Source organism: Parabacteroides caeci, from assembly GCF_023656795.1.
Lineage (GTDB): Bacteria > Bacteroidota > Bacteroidia > Bacteroidales > Tannerellaceae > Parabacteroides > Parabacteroides segnis.
The window spans coordinates 1-19189 of the sequence record NZ_JAMOKT010000098.1; the positions used below are offsets into that span (position 1 = coordinate 1).

Annotated in this window: 12 protein-coding genes; 6 read left to right on the top strand and 6 right to left on the bottom strand. The window is 44.7% G+C overall.

Annotated elements, in window-relative coordinates:
• Positions 1-405 precede the first annotated feature (405 nt).
• The gene (locus NBH15_RS27435; RefSeq protein WP_250824066.1) at positions 406-786 is read right to left on the bottom strand and encodes a hypothetical protein; all 381 of its coding nucleotides are present in this window, start codon (positions 784-786) and stop codon (positions 406-408) included.
• A gap of 111 nt (positions 787-897) precedes the next feature.
• On the opposite strand from NBH15_RS27435, the gene NBH15_RS27440 reads away from it, so the two are divergent.
• The 4 genes from NBH15_RS27440 to lpxA are packed head-to-tail and all read left to right on the top strand — an operon-like array spanning position 898 to position 7571.
• Positions 898-2109, top strand: a complete 1212-nt coding sequence (locus tag NBH15_RS27440; protein ID WP_128133145.1) for an efflux RND transporter periplasmic adaptor subunit — start codon at positions 898-900, stop codon at positions 2107-2109.
• Positions 2110-2164: 55 nt separating this feature from the next.
• Complete coding sequence (locus tag NBH15_RS27445; protein WP_186960107.1) at positions 2165-5380, top strand: efflux RND transporter permease subunit; 3216 nt, start codon at positions 2165-2167, stop codon at positions 5378-5380.
• An 11-nt stretch (positions 5381-5391) separates the two neighbouring features.
• A complete protein-coding gene (locus NBH15_RS27450; RefSeq protein ID WP_186960106.1) occupies positions 5392-6777 on the top strand; it encodes an efflux transporter outer membrane subunit in 1386 nt (461 codons plus the stop codon).
• A gap of 23 nt (positions 6778-6800) precedes the next feature.
• Positions 6801-7571 (top strand): acyl-ACP--UDP-N-acetylglucosamine O-acyltransferase, encoded by a 771-nt coding sequence (lpxA, locus tag NBH15_RS27455; RefSeq protein WP_250824067.1) that lies wholly within the window; start codon positions 6801-6803, stop codon positions 7569-7571.
• Positions 7572-7629: 58 nt separating this feature from the next.
• Here lpxA and NBH15_RS27460 read toward each other — a convergent pair whose 3' ends face one another.
• The 3 genes from NBH15_RS27460 to mdh form a co-directional block, all read right to left on the bottom strand.
• Entirely contained in the window at positions 7630-7911 is a 282-nt protein-coding gene (locus NBH15_RS27460) for a hypothetical protein (RefSeq protein ID WP_128133148.1), read from the bottom strand.
• A 5-nt stretch (positions 7912-7916) separates the two neighbouring features.
• Positions 7917-8462, bottom strand: coding sequence for a GNAT family N-acetyltransferase (locus tag NBH15_RS27465; RefSeq protein ID WP_250824069.1), 546 nt, complete (start codon positions 8460-8462; stop codon positions 7917-7919).
• Between the two features lie 99 nt (positions 8463-8561).
• On the bottom strand, positions 8562-9503 hold the full coding sequence (mdh, locus tag NBH15_RS27470) for a malate dehydrogenase (protein ID WP_244050173.1): 942 nt from the start codon (positions 9501-9503) through the stop codon (positions 8562-8564).
• Between the two features lie 790 nt (positions 9504-10293).
• On the opposite strand from mdh, the gene NBH15_RS27475 reads away from it, so the two are divergent.
• Both NBH15_RS27475 and NBH15_RS27480 read left to right on the top strand, forming a co-directional pair.
• Complete coding sequence (locus NBH15_RS27475) at positions 10294-12960, top strand: SusC/RagA family TonB-linked outer membrane protein (protein ID WP_250824070.1); 2667 nt, start codon at positions 10294-10296, stop codon at positions 12958-12960.
• 12 nt (positions 12961-12972) lie between these two features.
• Complete coding sequence (locus NBH15_RS27480; RefSeq protein ID WP_250824068.1) at positions 12973-14598, top strand: RagB/SusD family nutrient uptake outer membrane protein; 1626 nt, start codon at positions 12973-12975, stop codon at positions 14596-14598.
• Between the two features lie 66 nt (positions 14599-14664).
• Here the strand turns inward: NBH15_RS27480 and glgP are convergent, their stop codons facing one another.
• Both glgP and NBH15_RS27490 read right to left on the bottom strand, forming a co-directional pair.
• A complete protein-coding gene (gene glgP / locus NBH15_RS27485; RefSeq protein WP_010800339.1) occupies positions 14665-17235 on the bottom strand; it encodes an alpha-glucan family phosphorylase in 2571 nt (856 codons plus the stop codon).
• An 88-nt stretch (positions 17236-17323) separates the two neighbouring features.
• Positions 17324-18982 (bottom strand): glycosyltransferase, encoded by a 1659-nt coding sequence (locus tag NBH15_RS27490; protein ID WP_007653756.1) that lies wholly within the window; start codon positions 18980-18982, stop codon positions 17324-17326.
• Positions 18983-19189: the final 207 nt, after the last annotated feature.

Here is a 19189-nt window from a genome sequence, read left to right on the forward strand (position 1 = left end):
CCGGTTGAATACAACATGAACGAAATACATATATCCCGACAAAAACTGCGGGATAAGATAAATGAGTTAGAAGAATTGTTAAAAACATAGATTCTGATTCTAAAAAATGGAGTGTGTAAGAGGTTGTTTAAAATCTTTTACACACACTGAATCACAATTGAATGGTTCTTAATCGGTGGTTTCAAAAAATTGTACTTCTTTGCCGATTATACCCCTTCAAAAGTCGGGTCGAATTTATCGACCACAACGACATGTTTTCCGAGTTCACGATGTCCACCTATACGAAAATCCAGGACACACCGTATAGCGACCTGGAATTTGGGAAGCTGAACGGGCAGTAAATTATACCAAGAGAAAAAGTTGTTTAAGTATTGCTCAAACAGTACTTAAACGGCTTTCTTATAATTAAATTTCAAATTGTTTCATAATAGAATCAATTCCATTTAAGACCTCTAATTTTTTCAATTTTACCTTTGCCTGATCATTTTCACATCGGTTAGCGTTTTTAAAATATCCAATCGGGTCCCAGCCTAAAAGGTAAGATAGATTTTTTCTTTGCTTATAATCCAACGTCATGTAATAAACAAAAGAAGCAAACTCTTCCTTAGTCAACTCATTAATATAAAATGTTTTTCTAAGATACTCTGCGTAAAGACGATTATGGTCTATTTTGATCATACATTTCTTTTTCTTTAAGTAGCCATGATTGCAACCTTGAATCTTAACCTTCTCAAATCCCATTTTCAATAGAAAATCCAAAATCCTGTCTACTGATACATCTTTCATACGCCATCCTATTTACTATATTCAGCACAAATATAGCAATCATTACCCTTTATCCAATTTTTTTGAACTTTTCGTTTTGAAAAATTGTACTTTTGGTTTTACCGATTATATATGAATAAACAAATGTTGAGAGCTACTATTACCCAATGTAGGCAAATTGTGTTATTTGCAGTGGGAGTGTCTTTATTAGCTGCTTGTGGTAACAGCCAGAGTGGCATGAAGTTAGGTGACAGTGAGTATGCTGTTTTAGCCGTGAATTCATCTTCCAGCAATCAGACAACATCCTATCCAGCGACTATCAGAGGTACGCAGGATATCGAGGTTCGTCCCCAGGTGTCGGGTTTTATTGTTAAGTTATGTGTCGATGAAGGAGCTACGGTCCGTAAAGGGCAGGCCTTGTTTGAAATTGATCCCACGCAGTATAAGGCGGCAGTGAACCAGGCCAAAGCTGCTGTTGCTATGGCAGAGGCAAACGTAAAAACGTTGACATTGACAGAAAAGAATAAGAAAGACTTGTATAATAATGCTATTATCAGTTCTTTTGAATATGAGACAGCTGTCAACCAGTTAATGTCTGCAAAGGCCTCTCTGGAACAGGCAAAAGCTTCTTTAGTCAGTGCCAATCAGAATTTATCTTTTTGTACGGTGACCAGTCCTTCCAATGGCGTTGTCGGAACTTTCCCTTACCGTATCGGAAGTTTGGTGAGTCCTTCTATCTCGAGTCCGTTGACAACTGTTTCCGAGATCGGAGAAGTATATGTTTATTTCTCAATGACAGAAAAGGAATTGTTGCAGCTCACAAAAGCCGGAGGTACACTGAAAGAACAATTGGATAAGATGCCGGCCGTTCAGTTACAGCTGGCAGACGGAACGATGCTGGAAGAAACCGGTAAGATCGATGCTGTCAGTGGCGTTATCGACCAGTCGACCGGTTCGGTTAGTATGCGTGCCGTTTTCCCGAATGACAAAAGAATCCTGCGAAGCGGGGGAACAGGAAACGTGGTATTCCCTTACACCATGGAAGGTATTATTATGATTCCGCAGTCAGCTACTGTTGAAATTCAGGACAAGAAATTCGTATATGTACTGCAACCCGATAATAAAATTAAAAATGTTGAAATTCAGGTTTCCTCTTTGGATGATGGCCAGAATTATCTGGTTACTAAAGGTCTGAAATCCGGTGACAAGATCGTAGTAGAAGGTGTTCAGAATTTAAGAGACGGTCAGGAAATCAAGCCGATTACACAGGCTGAACAGGCTGCAAAGTTCCAGCAGGCCATGAAAGACCAGAACGAAGGAAATTTAAAAACAGCTTTTAATTAAAGGCATAGGATAACCCGGACTTTCCCGGTGATATTCGTTTATAAAAAAGTAACATATGAAATTAGATAGATTTATTAACCGTCCGGTGCTTTCAACGGTGATCTCCATCCTGATTGTCATCCTGGGTATATTAGGTTTGTTCACATTGCCTATTACCCAATATCCGGACATTGCGCCTCCTACTGTTTCGGTAAGGGCTACTTATACAGGTGCCAATGCGCAGACTGTATTGAATAGTGTGATTGCACCGCTGGAAGACCAGATCAACGGGGTAGAGAACATGATGTATATGACATCAAATGCTTCCAATAACGGTTCTGCCGATATCTCCATATATTTCAAACAGGGAACCGACCCGGATATGGCGGCGGTAAACGTTCAGAACCGTGTGTCGATGGCACAAGGTCTGTTGCCTGCCGAAGTAACAAAGGTTGGTGTGACTACCCAGAAACGTCAGAACTCCATGTTGGTTGTTTTTGCCGTTTATGATGCGGAAGACCGTTACGACCAGAAGTTTTTGGAGAACTATGCAAAGATCAACCTGATTCCTGAAGTACAGCGTGTACCGGGGGTAGGTGATGCCAACGTATTGGGTACCGACTATTCTATGCGTATCTGGTTGAAGCCGGATGTAATGGCACAATACAAGCTGGTGCCTAACGATGTGTCGAACGTGCTGGCTGAACAGAATGTGGAGGCAGCTCCGGGTTCTTTCGGTGAACAGGGAAACCAGTCGTTCCAGTATACGATCCGTTATAAAGGACGTCTGCAAACTGCTGAAGAATTTGATAATATCGTAGTAAAAGCATTGCCCGATGGTGAAGTACTTCGTCTGAAAGACATTGCCGATATCGAATTGGGACGTTTGACTTACAACTATGTAAATAAAGTAAACGGCCATAATGCGGTAGCATGTATCGTTTACCAGATGCCGGGAACGAATGCAACAGAAACGATCAACAATATCCAGGATTTGCTGGTGAGATCAGAGGCGACTATGCCTCCGGGAATGAAGATTGAAGTATCCATGAATGCCAACGACTTCCTCTATGCCTCTATTCATGAGGTTCTCAAGACTTTGCTGGAAGCCTTTATCCTGGTGTTTATTGTGGTGTATGTGTTCTTGCAGGATTTACGTTCAACCTTGATTCCTGCTATTGCGATTCCGGTTGCTTTGATCGGTACATTCTTCCTGTTGTCACTGATCGGATTTAGTATCAACTTGTTGACACTTTGTGCGATGGTGCTTGCCATTGCGATTGTGGTCGATGATGCGATAGTCGTCGTCGAGGGGGTCCATGCCAAGTTGGACCAGGGATATAAATCGGCGAAACAGGCATCTATCGATGCGATGAGTGAACTTGGCGGAGCGATCGTTTCTATTACATTGGTGATGATGTCCGTGTTTATCCCTGTAAGTTTTATGGGAGGTACAGCCGGTATATTCTATCGCCAGTTCGGTGTGACGATGGCTATTGCTATCGGTTTGTCGGCATTGAATGCCTTGACATTGAGTCCGGCGCTTTGTGCTATTTTCCTGAAACCTCATGATGAACACGGTGAAAAGAAGACGACACTTGTTTCCCGTTTCCATACCTCATTCAATGTGGCTTACGATTCTTTATTGAAGAGTTACAAGAAACGTGTCTTGTTCTTTATCCAGAAGAAATGGCTGGCATTCGGAACCGTTGCGGCTTCTATTGCCCTCTTGATCTTCTTTATGCAGGTAACGCCGACCGGTATGGTGCCGAATGAAGATATGGGTACTATCATGGGAGCTGTAACATTACCTCCCGGAGCTTCTCAGGAACGTACAGTGGAAATCATGGAACGTGTAGATAGTCTGATCGCTTCTGACCCGGCTGTGAAATCACGTACGGCTATTACCGGTTTCAGTTTTATCGGTGGCCAGGGACCTTCTTACGGTTCATTCATCATTAAGTTGAAAGACTGGGAAGAACGTTCTATGACGCAGAGTGCGGAAGTAGTTTACGGTAGTTTATTCATGCGTGCCCAGAAAGTGGTGAAGGATGCGCAGGTATTGTTCTTTACTCCGCCTATGATTCCGGGTTATTCCGCTTCCAGTGATATCGAATTGAATATGCAGGATAAGACTGGTGGTAGCCTGGAGAAATTCTTTGATGTTTCCAAAGACTATATGGCTGCATTGACGGCCCGCCCGGAAATCAAGTCGGCCCAGACTACTTTCAACCCGAACTTCCCGCAATATATGATCGATATAGATGCGGCAGCCTGTAAGAAAGTTGGCATCAGTCCGAGCGATATCCTTATGACTTTGCAGGGATATTATGGTGGTCTGTATGCTTCCAACTTCAACCGTTTCGGTAAGATGTACCGTGTAATGGTGCAGGCCGATCCTTCTATGAGAGCCAATATGGAATCGTTGAAGAATATCAAGGTCAGAAACGGTAACGAAATGGCACCGATCTCCCAGTTTATTACAATAGAGAAAGTATATGGTCCGGATATCATCAGCCGTTTTAACATGTATACCTCTATGAAACTGATGGTTGCCCCGGCTGACGGATTTACCAGCGGTCAGGCACTGAAAGCCCTGGAAGAAGTAGCAAGTACCACCCTTCCTGCCGGTTTCGGTTATGAGTTGGGAGGTATGGCACGTGAAGAGGCTGAAAGTAGCGGTAGTACAACCGGTTTGATCTTTATCCTTTGTTTCGTGTTCGTTTATCTGTTGCTGAGTGCACAGTATGAAAGTTATGTATTGCCGTTGGCCGTATTGCTTTCAATTCCGTTCGGTCTGATGGGTAGCTTCCTGTTTGTACAGGGTTGGGCTGCGTTAGGTAGCATCCCGGCGCTGAAGATGATACTGGGTACGATGTCGAATAACATTTATATGCAGATTGCGTTGATCATGTTGATGGGTCTGTTGGCAAAGAATGCTATTTTGATCGTAGAGTTTGCCCTCGACCGTCGCCGTATGGGTATGAGCATTACCTGGGCTGCTGTTTTAGGTTCGGCTGCCCGTCTGCGTCCTATCCTGATGACCTCTCTGGCAATGGTTGTCGGTTTGTTGCCGATGATGTTCGCCTTCGGTGTAGGTGCTCACGGTAACCGTACGCTGGGTACTGCCGCTATTGGCGGTATGTTTGTCGGTATGATCTTCCAGATCCTGATCGTTCCTGCCTTGTTCGTGGTATTCCAGTACTTGCAGGAAAAGGTTAAACCGATCGAATGGGAAGACCTTGACAACAGCGATTTGAATACGGAAATAGAACAGTACGCTAAAAAATAAGTGAGAAGACAATGAAGAAAAATCAAATAATATATATGATGTGTGCAACTGCCCTGCTGAGCAGTTGCCACATCTACAAGGCTTATGATCGTCCTGAAACGATAGATACGTCTGGTCTGTATCGTGATCCGGTATCGGTAACGGATACATTGGCTGCCGATACGACCAATATGGGAAACCTTTCCTGGAAGGAAGTTTTCCGTGATCCAAAATTGCAGGCTTTGATTGAAGAAGGACTGGCGAATAACGTGGATATGCAGGCTGCCGTTCTCCGTGTGGAAGAAGCGAAAACGTTGCTGACAGCTGCCCGTTTATCTTTCCTTCCGTCTTTGAACCTGGCCCCGCAAGGCTCGCTGACCACCATGGGAGGATCCAGCTATGCAAAAGCCTATACTTTGCCGGCTGCTGCTAATTGGGAAGTCGACCTGTTTGGTAAGCTGCTCAATGCAAGCCGCGATCAGAAAGCAATCTATTTGCAGAGCCAGTATTCACAGCAGGCTGTCCGTTCACAGTTGATCGGTGGTATTGCCAATACTTACTTTACCCTGCTGATGCTCGACCGTCAGGTAGAGATCACAACCGAAACGGTTGCTATCTATAAAGAAAATGTACGCGCGATGGAAGCAATGAAGACGGCCGGTATGACAACCGAGGCTGCAGTTGTTCAGATGAAAGCCGTATATCATCAGGTTTCGTCTTCGTTAATCAATCTGCAACGCCAGGTTCGCGAAGTGGAAAACTCTTTGTCCGTACTGTTGGCTAAAGCACCACAACGTATCGACCGCGGCAGACTGGAAGATCAGGTAATCCCCGACGAGATCATGGCCGGCGTACCTTTGCAGTTGCTGGAAAACCGTCCGGATGTGAAGATTGCGGAAATGTCGCTTGCCAGCGCTTACTATACGACTAATAAGGCACGTGCCGCTTTCTATCCGGGATTGAATATCACTGCAACAGCAGGTTGGACAAATGGTTCCGGTATTACTATCTCCAATCCGGGACAGTTCATGTTCCAGGCCCTGGCTTCACTGGCACAGCCTATCTTCAATAATGGTAAGCTGATCGCTAACCTGAAGGTATCGAAAGCAGAGGAGAAGATCGCCCAGATGAATTATCAGCAGAAAATTCTTGAAGCCGGTAAGGAAGTAAGCGATGCCCTGCATCTTTACGATGCAACCAACAAGATGTTGGTTCAGGACAGACAACAGATCGAGCAATTGGAAAAGGCCGTAACCTATACGAAAGCCTTGTTCCAGTCAGCCCAGTCAACTTATCTGGAAATCCTGTCAGCCCAGCAGAGCCTTCTTAGCGCACAATTGACAGAAGTATCCGACAACGTTCAGCGTATGCAGGCTGTTATCAACTTGTACAGTGCTGTTGGTGGAGGAAGAGAGTAATAACCATTAAAACTTAGATTATTATGATTAGTCCGTTAGCTTATGTAGATGCCGGTGCAAAACTGGGAGCGAATGTAACTGTTCATCCTTTTGCATACATCGACAAGAATGTAGAGATTGGCGACAATTGCGAAATCATGCCTCACGCCAGTATCATGAGTGGCGCACGTCTGGGTAAGGGAAACCGTGTATTCAACGGGGCTGTCATTGCAGCAGAACCCCAGGATTTTAAATATAAAGGCGACAGTACGCTGGTTGTTATCGGTGACGACAATGTGATCCGCGAAAACGTAGTGATCAACCGTGCCACGACGCCGGAAGGCCGGACTGTTATCGGTAATGGTAATTTCCTGCATGAAGGTGTACATATTTCGCACGATACACATATTGGAAATCATAGTGTGTTTGGTTATGGTAGCAAGGTTTCCGGCAACTGTTTCTTCGAGGATTATTCAATCTTCGGAGGTTGTGTGCTGGCAAGCCAGGGAAGCCGTGTCGGTACATGGTCGATGACACAGACCGGTTGCCGTTTCCGCAAGGATGTGCCTCCTTATATCGTAGCTGCCCAGGAGCCGACAATTTATTACGGCGTTAACTCCGTCATCCTGGCGCATCAGGGAATGAGCGAGAAGGTTATCAAGCATATCAGCCATGCATACCGTATCATCTATCAGGGAAATTCAAGTCTTTTCGATGCCCTGCTGATGATTAAGGACCAGGTGCCGATGAGCGCAGAGATACAGCACATCATTGATTTCATCAATGATTCAAAGCTGGGTATTATCGGAAGATAACATGCTTATATAATAAGGAACGAGGATATCTTTGCAGGTATCCTCGTTTTTTTGTTACTTATTCCAGGGCAGGAGATTCATGTGTTCTATATTCCATCTTTCCTTCCAGTAATTTGTCGAGATCATTGATCTGTTGATCCAGGAAAGTGGATAAGGCGTTGACTGTCCGTGTATTTTTAGACAGGTAACTCATGCTGTCCATTAGTAGGGCGGTGAGTTGGCTGGATTTTCGGATGTTCATGTTTGTATCCGGTTGTTGAATATAAGAGGTAAAACTACGGAAGAGGATAGGAATTAAGCGATCCCAAGGGAGTTCGAGGGTTGTAACCAAGGCTTTCATGTGTTTCAACTGATGGCGGAGGTAATCGAGATCAGGTTCGTTACTATTGTTGTTGTAGCTTCCTTATTCTCAAAAATCAACTCATAGTCAGCCACATCCAGCCAACGGTTGAATTTTCGACCAACTTCATGGAAGCAGGAGACTTGTTTGAAATTTAGTCTTTCGTGTAGTTTTACACTGGGCTCATTGGGGATGGTGATGCAGGCGACCAGGGCATGGAACGAACGGTTGCGGCAGTCTTCTATTAACCGGTTCATTAATAAATGTCCGTATCCTTTGCCGGTATAGTCCGGATGGAGGTAGATGGTTGTCTCAACGGTGGAGCGATAGGCTTTTTTAGTTTTCCATTCGTGTGCATAACAGTAACCGGCAATCTTTCCGTCTTCGACATATACCCAGGCCGGATAATGTTCCATAATAGGGCATAACCGTTGGCACATCTCCGTTTCAGAAGGAACTTCCGTGTCGAAGGTTACTACCGTATTGTTTACATAGTGGGCATAGATCGCGACAATCTCGCTCACATCAGACACTGTCATCGGACGAATCATAATTCTTTTTTCTGCAAAGGTAATGATTAAATAATAAAGAGGATAACCCATTTCTGAGTTATCCTCTTTATTATTTAATCAATCGAGTTTGTTTACCGATTATAAAGCACCTACTTCTTTCAGTGCAGCGTTTGTTCCCTTAACAGCGGCAGCGCTCTTAGCGAACAATTCTTTTTCTTCAGCTGTCAGTTCCAGTTCAACGATCTTTTCGATACCATTTTTACCCAGGATAACAGGAACACCGATACAAAGATCTGATTCGCCGTATTCTCCTTCCAGATAAACTGAACAAGGAACCATTTTGCCTTGGTTGTGGATGATAGATTCAACTACAAATGCTCCTGCTGCACCCGGTGCATACCATGCAGAAGTACCCAGCAGTTTTGTCAGTGTAGCACCACCAACCATAGTAGAAGCAACAACTTCCTGCAATTTTTCAGCGCTCAGCAGTTTGCTTACAGGGATACCTTTGTAAGTAGCCAGACGAGCCAACGGAATCATTGTAGTATCACCGTGACCACCGATTACCATACCTTCTACTTCGTTAGCATTGCATCCTAATGCCTGAGACAGGAAATATTTGAAACGAGAGCTATCCAATGCGCCACCCATACCGATGATACGGTTTTTCGGCAAGCCCAGAGATTTCAATGACAGGTAAGTCATTGTATCCATCGGGTTAGAGATAACTACGATAATTGCATTCGGAGAATATTTCAGGATGTTTTGAGCTACACTCTTCACGATACCAGCGTTTACACCGATCAACTCTTCACGAGTCATACCCGGTTTACGGGGAATACCAGAAGTGATAACAACAACATCAGAATTTGCTGTTTGAGCATAGTCGTTTGTGCAACCTACAACTGTAGTATCGAAACCCAGCAACTGAGCCGTCTGCATCATATCCATTGCTTTGCCTTCGGAAACGCCTTCCTTAACATCAAGCATTACAACTTCGTCTGCCACTTCATTGAAGGCAAGAACATTTGCGCAAGTAGCACCTACATTACCGGCGCCAACAACTGTTACTTTAGACATAATAATAAGTTTTATATGTTATTACTTATAATAATACTTTCTTTTTTAACGAGGACAAAGGTACAATGTATTGCTGAATAAAGAAATATTTCCGTAAATAATTTATTTGCGGGGACTATTAATTATCACTAAATAGGGGAAAGGAGAGGTTTGTTTAGAAAAAATTGAGCTATCTGTTTAGTGACTGGTTGTAACTGTCTCCCCCTCTTGAGAGGGGGTAGGGGGTGTGTTAAAGCCAGTCTATAAAACAGGCTTTGTTACAGGTTCATTTGCCGTTTGCTTCAGCTGACGGATTAGTAAAGGGGCTATTTCATTGGACTTTAGTCCCATTTCTTACAGTTTTCTATCTAGGAGAAATGTGGCTGAAGCCAAAAGAGAGAAACAACTTGTAAACCGTCAGCTGAAGCAAACGGCAAATGAACCTGTAATAGTCAAGTGACTCTGATTATGGTGGTTGTATGGCGGGGATATGACACACCCCCTTCCCCCTCTCAAGAGGGGAGCCAGGTACAACCAGTTGCTATAAACAAACACTCATATCTGATAAATAGTGAACCTGCCAATACAAGTAATATTACAGAAATAAGCATTGATTTAAAAACATTTATTATATTTATGAACAATCGCTTGCGGTTGGTAGTTTTTATTGAAAAGGGGTTCACAATCTTAAATCGATATGCATATGGTTAAGTTCTATTCTTCTTTATTCATATTTCCGATATTTTTATTAGCTGTCCGGGGGATTGAAGGGCAGGCGCAGGTCGCTCCGTTACCGACGGATACATTCAGGATGGTTGTGCCTGATTCCATACGGCTGGATGATGAGATAGCCGTTGGATATGCAACGGGGAATCAGCGGACCATGTCAGGTTCTGTTGATAAAGTTTCCGAAAAACGTATGAACAAGGGATTTGTCTCCAGTTCGCTGAACGCTTTGAGCGGACAGGCGGCGGGGGTCAGTATCTCTACCGGAGCAAACAGGGCGGCTGCACTGAGTGCTGTCCGGGTGAGGGGAACGACTTCGCTGACCGGAGGGAACGACCCGCTGGTCATTATCGATGGCGTTTCTTCCGACCTGAATACGCTTAGTTCCATTTATCCGGCGGATATCGAGAGTTTCACTATCCTGAAAGATGCTTCCGAGACGGCACAGTACGGTTCGCGTGGTGCTTCGGGGGTGATCGAGGTGGCGACGAAGAAAGGGAAAGGCGGCGCTTTCAGTATCAGTTACGATGGCAGTTTCGGGGTGGAGGCTGTCTATAAGAATATGAAGATGCTGTCGGGAGACGATTTCCGGGCGGTGGCTTCCGAACGTAATATCGATATACTGGATCTGGGTTATAATACGAATTTCCCGGATGAAATAACCCGGACCGGGATTGTGCAGAATCATCATATAGCTTTGGGAGGAGGCTCTGAAACGTCTAACTATCGTGCTTCCCTCGGTGTTATGGACCGGGATGGCGTGGTACGGACAAACGATTTCCAGAACTTTACCGTTAAACTGGATATCGCCCAGCGTGCTTTCAATGATCGGTTGAAGATAGACCTGGGTGTCTTCGGCTCCTTGCAAAAGAACCGTTATCTGAATGATATCCAGAAGACTTTCTATTCGGCAGCCGCGTTTAATCCGACATTCCCGAACCATCGGGACGAGCAGACCGGAGCATGGAACGGGGTAACCAATGCCAGTCAGATTACCAATCCGCTTGCCTGGCTGGAGGTGAAAGATGATGATTCGAATGCCCATTTCAATACCCATCTGAAGTTTACGGTCAACCTGAGCAAACAGGTTAAGTTTTCAGCCTTCGGTTCCTATACATATAATATAATAGATAACTCCCAGTATCTGCCGACCACGGTATGGGCGCACGGACAAGCCTATAAAGGAGAAAGGAAGATGGAGGACTTGTTGGGTAATTTGTTGCTGAGTTATTCGAATGATTGGGGAAAGCATCACCTGGATGCGCTTGGACTGGTGGAAGCTCAGAAGAATATCCTGACCGGATTTTATACGACTGTTACGAATTTCTCAACGGATAAATTCGGATATAATAATTTGCAGGCAGGGGCTGTACGTCTTTGGGAGGGAACGAACTCTTATTATGAAGACCCACGGTTGAGTTCTTTTCTGGGACGTGTCAACTATATGTATGCCGGAAAATATGTGGCGACGGTCAATGCCCGTGCAGATGCTTCCTCCAAAGTCGGCAAGAATAATAAATGGGGGTTCTTTCCTTCTGTCTCGGCTGCCTGGATAATCACGGAGGAGGATTTTATGAAACAGTTCACTTTTCTGAATAATCTGAAACTGCGTGCCGGCTACGGTCTTTCCGGTAATCAGGATGCGATCGATTCTTATAACTCCCTGCAACTGGTGAAACCCAATGGCGTGGTATCGGTAGGAGGTAGCCCGACGGTAACGATGGGGGTAATCCGGAATGCCAACCCCGACCTGAAATGGGAAGTAAAACGTACCGTGAATGCAGGGATAGATGTCGGTTTCTTCCGTAACCGTCTGTTGATGACTGTCGATTATTATCATTCGAAGACCAGCGATATGCTTTATCTTTATGATGTGAGCGTTCCGCCTTTTGCCTACAATAAACTGTTGGCAAACCTCGGTTCGATGCGGAATAGCGGTGTCGAACTGGGGTTCGGCGTTACTCCTTTGCAAACGAAAGATATGGAATTGAGCATCAATGTCAACGTTACTTTCCAGCAGAACAAACTCCTGTCCCTGAGCGGTATGTACAAAGGCGAACAGATGTCGGCACCGGAATATACCAGTATCTCCGATCTGAATGGCGCTGGTTTCCACGGAGGTTATAACCATATCGTCTATCAGATTGTCGGACAGCCTTTAGGTGTCTTTTATCTTCCTCATTGTACCGGGCTGACACAGCAGGAGGATGGTAGTTACAGATATGAGATTGCCGACCTGAATGGCGATGGTGTGAATCTGGAAGATGGCGAAGACCGTTACATTGCCGGACAGGCGACTCCCAAGACGATGCTGGGATCGAATATCAGTTTCCGCTACAAGCAGTTCGATGTCTCTTTACAGATAAACGGAGCCTTCGGGCATAAGATATACAACGGGACTTCCCTTACTTATATGAATATGGGCAGTTTCCCCGATTACAATGTGATGCAAGGTGCTCCGGAGCAGAATATAAAGGATCAGACGGCAACGGATTACTGGTTGGAGAAAGGTGATTACATCAACTTTGACTATCTGACCGTGGGATGGAATGTCCCGCTGGGCAAGTGGAAGAAATATGTGCAGAACCTGCGGTTGTCCTGTTCTGTCAATAATCTGGCAACGATCACCGGCTATTCCGGCCTGACTCCTATGATCAATAGTTATATTGTGAATAATACGCTGGGGATAGACGATAAGCGGAATTATCCGGTTTACCGTTCTTATACGGTCGGTTTGAGTTTTCAATTTTAATAATTAGTAGTGATGAAGAAGTTAGTTTTACTATCCTATATTTTGTGCGGTTTTACTTTTCTTTCCTGTAGTAAGTTCCTGGAAGAGAATCCGCGAGATCAAATTTCGGAAGAGGAAGCCTATGATAATGCCACTTCGGTCTACCTGAACACGGTTGCAACGCTTTATAATTATGTAGGTGGTTACAGCGATAGCCAGGGATTACAGGGAACTTACCGGGGAGTATATGACCTGAATACCTTTACGACGGATGAGGCGATCCTTCCGACCCGTGGCGGTGACTGGTATGACGGTGGTTTCTGGCAAGGTTTGTTTCTGCATAAATGGGGTGTCAGCAGTGATGCCATACGGGCGACCTGGGAGTATTTGTATAAGGTGATTGTGTTGAGCAATAAGTCTTTGGAACGTCTGGACGAATTTTATAAGCAGACGAACAACCGGTATATCCCGGCTTATATGGCTGAGGTGCGTGCTTTCCGGGCCATGTATTATTATTACCTGGTGGATATGTTCGGACGTGTTCCGCTTGTATTGTCGTCATCCACTCCGATGAAAGATGTAAAGCAGAGTACCCGGCAGGAAGTGTTTGAGCTTGTGGTAAAAGAATTGCAGGAAGCAGCACCGTTGCTAAGTGCGGAGCGTAGTAACCAGCTCGGTGACTATTACGGGCGTTTGACACGTCCGGTTGCTTATTTTCTGTTGGCTAAACTGGCTTTGAATGCCGAAGTTTACACAAATAATAACTGGACGGCCGGAAGTCAGCCGGATGGAAAAAGTGTGTTTTTTGAAGTCGGCGGTCAACGGTTGAATGCGTGGGAAACCGTGATCGCTTATTGCGATTCCATAACAGCGCTTGGTTATCAGTTGTCACGTACTTATGAAGAGAACTTTTCCGTATTTAACGAAACCTCTGTAGAGAATATCTTTACGATTCCGATGGATAAGAATTTTTATACGAACCAGATGCAATACCTGTTTCGCTCCCGTCATTATAATCATGCGAAGGCTTATGGATTATCCGGTGAGAATGGCTCTGCCGCTACAATAGAAGCACTCCGGACTTTCGGTTATGATACGGATTCGGTCGATGCTCGTTTCAGTAAATGCTATTTTGCCGGTGTTGTGCTTGATCTGAATGGGGATACCGTTCGGCTCGATACCGGGCAGGTGTTGGAATATCTGCCCTGGAAGGTCGATGTGGATATATCCGGCAAACCGTTTGAGAAGGTGGCGGGTGCCCGTATGAAGAAATATGCAATCGATAAAACGGCGACTAAAGACGGGAAGCTGATGGATAATGATATTGTGCTGTTCCGTTATGCCGATGTTTTGCTGATGAAAAGTGAAGCATTGGTCCGTAACGGGGGAAACGGGGATGCAGAGTTGAATCAGGTCCGTTCCCGTGTCGGAATGCCGGACCGTCAGGCTACTTTAGATAATATACTGGCCGAACGTCAACTGGAATTTGCCTGGGAAGGGTGGAGGAGGCAGGATCTGGTCCGCTTTGGTCTTTTTACACGGACCTATAGCAGCCGTCCGCAGTTACCGGGAGAAAGCAGTGGTTATACGACTGTCTTTCCGATTCCCGAAAATATACTTTCCCTGAATAGAAATCTGACACAGAATCCTGGATATTAAATAAATATGAAAAAAGGATGCCCCCGTTATGGAAGCATCCTTTTTCATATTTGCTATAACTGTTTATTATAACTGAATCCAACGAACATAAGCAAAGTCCATACGGTGAGGCAATTCTTTGTTTACAGGGTAAACACGGAAGCCCATTTTATGAACACCAGCTTCGCTCGGAGTTGTTTTCAATTCAAAGAACAGTTTAGAACCTTCTTCTTTCTTCAGCACGAACGGTTTTGTATAAAGCAATTCAAGCTGATGATTTTCCGAGTTTTCTTTGGTCACAACCACTTCAGCTCCAAGCATTCCCTGAAGGTCTTTGCGGTCGATTACCAGATTGAATGAATATTCTTTGCCGACAACCGGTCCGTCGATAGCCAGATCCTTGCTGCAAGTGAATGATTCAACCTGGAAGCTGTCCCAATGTTCTGCCACTTCTTCTTTCCATGCTGCGATAGCTTTGGCTTCAGCGTAGTTACCTTCACGCAAATGGGCGGAACGGTTAGCCAGTTTGCTGTAGAAACGGCTGATATAATCGTCCAACATACGTTTCATTGTATAGTCGGGAGCGATCTGAGACATTGAGTTCTTGATATACTGGATCCATTCGGGAGAGTATCCCTTGCTGTTTTTAGCATAGTAAGTCGGGATGATTTCTGTTTCCAATATATGGTAGATCGTAGCGGCATCCAACTGATCCTGATACTGCTGGTTTTCGTAAGTACGCTTGTCGGTCAATGCCCAACCAGCGCCTTCTTTATAACCTTCGTACCACCATCCGTCGAGTACGGAGAAGTTCAGTACACCGTTCATCTCTGCTTTTTCACCGGATGTACCTGATGCTTCCAGCGGACGGGTCGGAGTGTTCAACCAAACGTCGACACCGGCAACCAGGTGACGTGCCAGACGCATGTCGTAGTTTTCGAGGAAGATGATCTTACCCAGGAATTCCGGACGACGTGAGATTTCTACGATATGTTTGATCAATCCCTGTCCGCCGCCGTCAGCCGGGTGGGCTTTTCCGGTAAATACGAACTGGATCGGATATTTTTCATTGTTTACGATCTTAGCCAAACGGTCAAGGTCTGTGAACAATAAGTGTGCACGTTTATAAGTGGCGAAACGACGGCCGAAACCGATCAGCAACGCATTCGGGTTGATCTTTTCAAGGATAGAAACAACCTTTACAGGGTCTCCCTGATTCTTCAACCAGCTCTGTTTGTACTGGCCTTTGATGTATTCGATCAGTTTATTTTTCAGAGTTTTGCGCAGTTCCCAGATATCGTCGTCGTTGACGTTCTGGATAGCTTCCCAAAGTTTTTTGTTGGATTGGTCTTCAAAGAATTTTTCACCGAAACGCTGGTGGAAGAAACGTTTCCATTCTGTAGAAGCCCATGTCGGCATGTGTACGCCGTTAGTTACATATCCTACATGCAGTTCGTCCGGGAAATATCCTTTCCATACCGGAGCAAACATGCGTTGTGATACTTTTCCGTGCAACCAGCTTACGCCGTTTGCTTCCTGGCAAGTATTCAAAGCGAATACACTCATAGAGAACTTTTCGTTAGAACCCGGGTTTTCGCGTCCCATATCGATAAATTCCTGCCAGCTGATACCCAGCTTACCGGGGAATTCACCCATGTAGCGACCGAACAGGCCTTCGTCAAAATAGTCGTGTCCGGCAGGAACCGGAGTATGTACTGTATAAAGAGCAGAAGCGCGTACAACTTCCAATGCCTGATTGAAAGTAAGTCCGTCGTTTTGGATATAGTTAACCAGACGCTGAGCATTGATCAATGCTGCGTGGCCTTCGTTACAATGATAGATCTGTTTTTTGATACCCAGTTTATCCAGCATCAGGATACCGCCGATACCTAACAGGTATTCCTGTTTCATACGGTTTTCCCAGTCGCCTCCATATAACTGGTGAGTGATTGAACGGTCCCATTCACTGTTCTGAGGAATGTCTGTATCCATCAGATACAAAGGAACACGTCCTACGCTTACTTTCCAGATATGAGCATATACGGTTCTACCTGGGTAAGGTACTTCCAATACCATTGGTTCGCCGTTTGACTGCATTACCTGAGAAAGAGGTAAAGAGTTGAAGTTCTGCGGTTCGTAGTTTGCAATCTGCTGTCCGTCCATAGACAATGATTGTGTAAAGTATCCGTAACGATACAGGAAACCTACAGCTGTCAGATCGATGTTACTGTCGCTGGCTTCTTTCAGGTAGTCACCTGCCAGAACACCCAGACCACCGGAGTATATTTTCAACACGTTGGTGAGTCCGTATTCCATACTGAAATATGCAACAGACGGTTTAGTAGCATCCGGTTTTACGTCCACATATTTTCTGTAGCTGGCGTAAACTTCCTGGATTTCGGCCATCAATACTTTGTCGGCCTGGATTTCTTCAATACGTTTGAATGATAAGCTTTGGAGTAAAAGCACCGGGTTACCTTCCGTAGATACCCAAAGGTCTTTGTCGATTTTTCCAAATAATTTAGCTCCTTCATGATTCCATACCCACCACAAATTAGTAGCCATTTCGTGTAAGGGTTGTAATGCTTCGGGAAGCATCGAATGTGAATAAACGTCCTTCCAGATCGGACTGTTTGCGTTATTCGCCTTGATTTTCATTATTGTGAGATTTAAAATGATTCAACTTTTAATAAGATGTAAAAAACTGTGGCAAAGATAGAATTATCTTGCTAATTATGAGCTATGTTTAACTGTTTCTTTTAGTTGCAGCTTCCAATGCGTCGCTGAAAGCTTTTTGATAGAAAACAATGAATTTACTCCATTCAGCCTGCTTTGCCAGTTTAAAACAGCGTTTGCGTATTTCTTCAACTTCTTTTTTGTCTTTCTTGACGAGTGAGAGGATTGAAGCAGTGATAGCATCAGCAACATCGAAATAGTTGAAGTCTGTCCGTTCAATAACAGCCACACCTTCGCTGATGTTTTTGCCGGAGACACTTTTTTCCGCCCAAAGGCCGAAGCCGGCCAGATTGGTCGTTACTGTCGGTATGCCAAAGGCAACACTTTCCAGTGGAGTGTATCCCCAGGGTTCGTAGTATGACGGATATACAGTTGCGTCCATACCGATCAGCAGATCGTAATAGGGCTTGTTAAAGATTCCGTCGCGTCCGTCCAGGTAACAGGGCACAAATATTATTTTCAGTTTTTCGGAAGCCTGATTTGTGAATCCTGCGTGTGAGATATAATTTAATACCTTGTCCTGATCCATCAGATTCAGCCAGTGGGTAATAAAAGGCATTTGCATGGGAGAGGTGGTCTGAATATTTTTTTCAATCACCTCTTTCAGGTCGGCGCGTGCGTCGCGGACCCAGGCTGGAACCATCAGGAAGGCAACGACTTCACGCTGTAGTTCTCCTGAATTGCGTACACGGTTCATGGCTTCGATGAAGACATCGATCCCTTTGTTGCGGTATTCATACCGTCCGCTGGTCGATACGAGCAATGCATCCGGAGAGATGGGACATCCCAGTAATTTCTCGGCTACATTGATCAATGTCTTGCGAGCTTCTGCACGTTTCTTGGTATATTCTTTTCCTTCGGGAACGAAGTTGGGCTCAAAACCGTTCGGGGTAACAATATCCGGAGCCTTGTCCAGTAATTGCTTACACTCCCGGGCAGTGATATCGCTGACTGTCGTGAAACAGTCCACATGGTGAGCCGTTTGCTTTTCCAGCGAATGTTTGGCCTCCATATTCAGTTCCTTCGCCATCTGGTCGCCGTTGTATCCGTCCATATAAGCATATAATGCTTTGTTGTTGCCGGCAATGGAACGGCCGATAGATGTAGCATGAGTAGTGAACAGGGTTGCAATGGCGGGGATTTGCTTTTTGATATAAAGCGCTCCCATACCCAGCATCCATTCATTGAACAGTGCTGTAACTTTCTTATCGGAAAGATTATAGAAGTTGTAGAAACTTTCAATCACTTTTCCTACTGCATAGGCAAAAATACAGGATTCGTCATAGTCGCCATAAGCGTGCATCGAATCTACCCTGAAGTTTTCCCACATGGAGTAAAAGAAAGCGTCCCGATCACTGAAAAAAGGCTTGAAGTCGATTAATACCACCGGAGGAGTACCAGGTACGTTCCAGCGTCCGACTTTCATTTTTAGTTTGTCAGTGGTTCTTGCATGTTTTTTCCAATCAGCAAACAGAGCATCATCTTCGATAAAGTCCGGAGCGTTAGCGGGTCCCCACACATCAGGTCCGATAAATACCACTTTATCGTTAAACATCTGTTGCAGAGTGTGCGCTTTTGTAGACAGCACTGTGTAGATCCCTCCCACTTTATTACAGACTTCCCAACTGCTTTCAAAGAGATATTCTGGCGTTGTTGTCTTTGTATCCATAAACGATTTTGTTTATAATCAGAGAATTTGAAACTGCAAAGATACATTATTTTTATCTTTTTTCCTGCGGTGTGAGTTATTTAACAGGGCAACCGCACCAAAATTTCTATTAAAATATGTTTTGTGGCATAAATCATTAAAATATTTCAAAAAAAGTTGTGTAATTGGGGAATAAAGGTAATCTTGCAGAAAGAAAAGTCTTAACTA

Coding starts and splice junctions, on each gene's coding strand:
- NBH15_RS27465 (WP_250824069.1), bottom strand. CDS start 8,462: ATGATTCGTCCGATGACAGTGTCTGATGTGAGCGAGATTGTCGCGATC.
- NBH15_RS27475 (WP_250824070.1), top strand. CDS start 10,294: ATGGTTGTGCCTGATTCCATACGGCTGGATGATGAGATAGCCGTTGGA.
- NBH15_RS27440 (WP_128133145.1), top strand. CDS start 898: ATGAATAAACAAATGTTGAGAGCTACTATTACCCAATGTAGGCAAATT.
- NBH15_RS27450 (WP_186960106.1), top strand. CDS start 5,392: ATGAAGAAAAATCAAATAATATATATGATGTGTGCAACTGCCCTGCTG.
- NBH15_RS27435 (WP_250824066.1), bottom strand. CDS start 786: ATGAAAGATGTATCAGTAGACAGGATTTTGGATTTTCTATTGAAAATG.
- NBH15_RS27445 (WP_186960107.1), top strand. CDS start 2,165: ATGAAATTAGATAGATTTATTAACCGTCCGGTGCTTTCAACGGTGATC.
- mdh (WP_244050173.1), bottom strand. CDS start 9,503: ATGTCTAAAGTAACAGTTGTTGGCGCCGGTAATGTAGGTGCTACTTGC.
- NBH15_RS27480 (WP_250824068.1), top strand. CDS start 12,973: ATGAAGAAGTTAGTTTTACTATCCTATATTTTGTGCGGTTTTACTTTT.
- NBH15_RS27460 (WP_128133148.1), bottom strand. CDS start 7,911: ATGAAAGCCTTGGTTACAACCCTCGAACTCCCTTGGGATCGCTTAATT.
- glgP (WP_010800339.1), bottom strand. CDS start 17,235: ATGAAAATCAAGGCGAATAACGCAAACAGTCCGATCTGGAAGGACGTT.
- NBH15_RS27490 (WP_007653756.1), bottom strand. CDS start 18,982: ATGGATACAAAGACAACAACGCCAGAATATCTCTTTGAAAGCAGTTGG.
- lpxA (WP_250824067.1), top strand. CDS start 6,801: ATGATTAGTCCGTTAGCTTATGTAGATGCCGGTGCAAAACTGGGAGCG.